Here is a 3,006-nt window from a genome sequence, read left to right as displayed (position 1 = left end):
TCCTCGGCCAGCGCCCGCGGCAACGACTCCACCCGGAAAGCCAGCCGCGCTCCCAGGCCGCCCACGACGGCACGGGTCACGCCACCGGCCGGATCGTGCTCGACCCGCAGCGACATCCCGGACAGCACGCCCAACTCGTCTCCGGTCAGCGGCTGCTCGGCCCGTCGCAGCCGGCCCTCGGCGTCGAAATGCCAGTGCGCCCAGGCGATCTCACCGCCGTCCCGCACCGGTGTCCGCACCACCAGGCCACCGTCCTCGGCGGGCACGAACTCCACCGACTTCTGGCCCGACGGCAAGCCGTCCCGCTCGGCCAGACGCGGCTGTGCCACTCCGGTCGGCGCCTCGAACCGCACCACCTGGTCGAGGCCGGGCAACTCCACGGTCCGGAACACGAACCGGCCCGCCGACGTGAAGTGCAATGCGCCCACGCCGTGCCCGGTCACGACGAACCCGCCCAGTTCCCGCGGTGCCACCGTCACTCCGGGCAGCGGCACACCCCGCTGGTCCACCACCTCGAAGTGGGACCCGTCGGGCAGTTCCTCGGTCGCGGTCTCCCGCAACCGCAACCCGTCCGTGTCGAGGCCGGTCAGCGGCGACTCCCACAGGTGTTCCGCTTCCGCGACCACCTCCAGCGGAAACCGCTGCGTTCCGGGGAAATCCAGCTGGCCCGTCCCCTGGGGCATGGACGGGACATGCTTGTCCGGGTGCTCGCCGTCCCCGGTCTGCACCTGGTGTGCCTCGCCCGACGGCCGCACACCGAGGAAGTCGCCCGACGCCGTCGGCCGCGACGACTGCTCGGGCACGGGCGGCCGCTCCGGATCCGCCGTCTCGCGCACCGGAACGTGCCCTGCCGTCGCCTGTTCGTCGAGCAGGTGCGCGAGGCCCAGGTCTTCCAGCCCGCGCCGGTTGGTCCTGACGGTGATCGGACTGTCGGCCTCGGTGTGCAGCGGGGTGTGCCAGTGTCGCGGCGCCCGGTCGCCCCGGTACTCCGGCACGATCGTCCACTTCGGCGTCAGGCGGACGATGTACTGGCGGTTGTCGCCGGCCGCCGCCGGCGGCCGTTCTTCGTCCGAAGTGGAGGGTGAGCCGTCCGGGATCTCGTGCACGCCCGAGGCGTCGACGGCGTGGGAACGCTCGATGTCCCGCCAGTTGGCGTAGACGTCGCCCACCATCACGTTCGGCCGCTGCTGGGTGTCCTCGATCGGAACCCCGGTGACGTTGGCGAACGCGTCCGGACCGATCTCGGCCTTGTGCCCGTGGCCGATCTTGGCCGTCGTCAGCTCGGTCACCTTGGGCTTGAGGGGTCCGTCGACGATCCCGACGAGCTCGCGCTTCACCACGTCCGCCGAGACCTTCACGCTGTACACCGCGTCGCCCGTGATGTGCACGACATGGCCGCGCTCGGACAGCAGGTCGGGCAGGTGCCGCCGCAACGGCAGCGACGCCGTCGCCGAGCGCAGCTCGTGCATCGCCCGCGGGTGCAGCACCGGCCGCCCGCCGCGGCCGTCGCCCAGGTCGCCGAGCGCGTCGAACAGCTTCGGCGCGTCGAACGGCGCCACGTGCGCGACCGCGTCGTCGCTGAGACCGCGCGGCCTGTCCTGCCCCTGCTGCCAGTCGTGCAGGGACCCGTCCACGTGGCCGATCGACGGACGCGGGCGGCCCCCAGCCGGGATGGTCTCCTCCAGCGGCACCGAGGACCGGACCGCACCGGGCAGGTCGAACACGGTGTGCTCGTGTTCCTCCAGGTTGCGGGCGCCCGGCAGGTACTTCCGGTAGTGGCCGGAGCGTGCGTAGGGGTAGACGTCCATCTCGACGTGCAGGTCGTGCAGGAACTCCGCGTGGTCGGCCCGCTCGCTGAACTCCAGCGCGTGCGTCCGCCCGGTGCCGTGCTCGGCCTCGCGCTTGAACCCGTAACCGCCGGCGAAGTACAGCCCCTGGGACGTGCCCGGCTTCCCCGTCATGCCGGTGGCGGCGATGACGCCGATGCCGAATTCCGACGCGAAACCGTCGGTAGTCTTGGTCCCCACCTGATGCGTGGCCTCGGTGCTGACCTTGACATCGCCGCCGGGGACGGTGCGGTGGAACTCGCCGGTCCCCAGCTTCGCCCGCAGCACCACCAGCTGCTCGACCTTGCCGAACGCCGTCTGTCCCTCCAGGAAGAACGACCGGCCGCCGTTGAGCATGTCGTGCAGCACGGGGTTGAACTCGGCGCCCGTCAGCGACGGCCCGAGCACGTCGCGCACCAGGCGGTCGTTGAGCGGACCGAACTCCAGCTCCCTCCGGGTCGGCCGCTCCGGCATCCCCACTGTCTGTTTGACGAGGGCGAACAGGTCCGGCTCGGGCGACCCGCCGCGCCGCCGCGTCCACTCGTTCAGGTGCAGGCCGATCTGCGTCAGCAGCTCGACGCCCGCCTCCGGCCGGTACACCTCCGCCCGGCCGGTGCCGTGACCGGTGTCCGCGGGCGCGCGCACCGGTTCCGGATCCACCGGGTCGGTCCGTCGCGTCGGGTCGTCGTTGTGCTGGGGCGCTTCCTCCCCGCCGTCGTGCGGCTGCGCGGTCGCCTCGTTCGGACCGTCCGGCGGGGCTCGTTGTGGTAGCGGGCGGCGTCCTCCGGAGCCAGCTTGCCCAGATCGCCGTCCGGCAGCCGGCCGACGCGGTGGATCTCCCCGCCGGCACCCACACCGCCGCGCCCTCCGGCAGGTGCACCCACTTCTCACCCGTCCGCGCCTGCGAACTCCAGTCGAACTCCGCACCGAGCACGTTGACCGCGTGCCGCGACTCCGCCCGCACCCCGACCGTCGTGTCGAAACCGACCAGGTATCCCCGCTCGGTCCGCGACCGCGTCACCGACTCCCGCAACTGGTCGGCGCGCGAATGCTCGTCGGCATGGACGTAGCCGACGGAGCCGCCGGCGCCGAACACGGGGTTGGTCACCTTGGAGAGCGGCAGCGCGTCCCACACGTCGGCCTTGACCTTCACGCCCCAGCCGTCGGTGTGCGTGACCCC

General features: G+C 72.4%; 1 protein-coding gene. It reads right to left on the bottom strand.

Features of this window, described 5'->3' with window-relative positions:
- A partial coding sequence (locus KUTG_RS48535) for a hypothetical protein (RefSeq protein ID WP_232241348.1) occupies positions 1-2,471 on the bottom strand: 2,471 nt, incomplete at its 3' end.
- Positions 2,472-3,006 lie beyond the last annotated feature (535 nt).

It is taken from the genome of Kutzneria sp. 744, assembly GCF_000568255.1.
GTDB lineage: Bacteria > Actinomycetota > Actinomycetes > Mycobacteriales > Pseudonocardiaceae > Kutzneria.
This window is presented reverse-complemented; position numbering and strand designations above follow the sequence as displayed.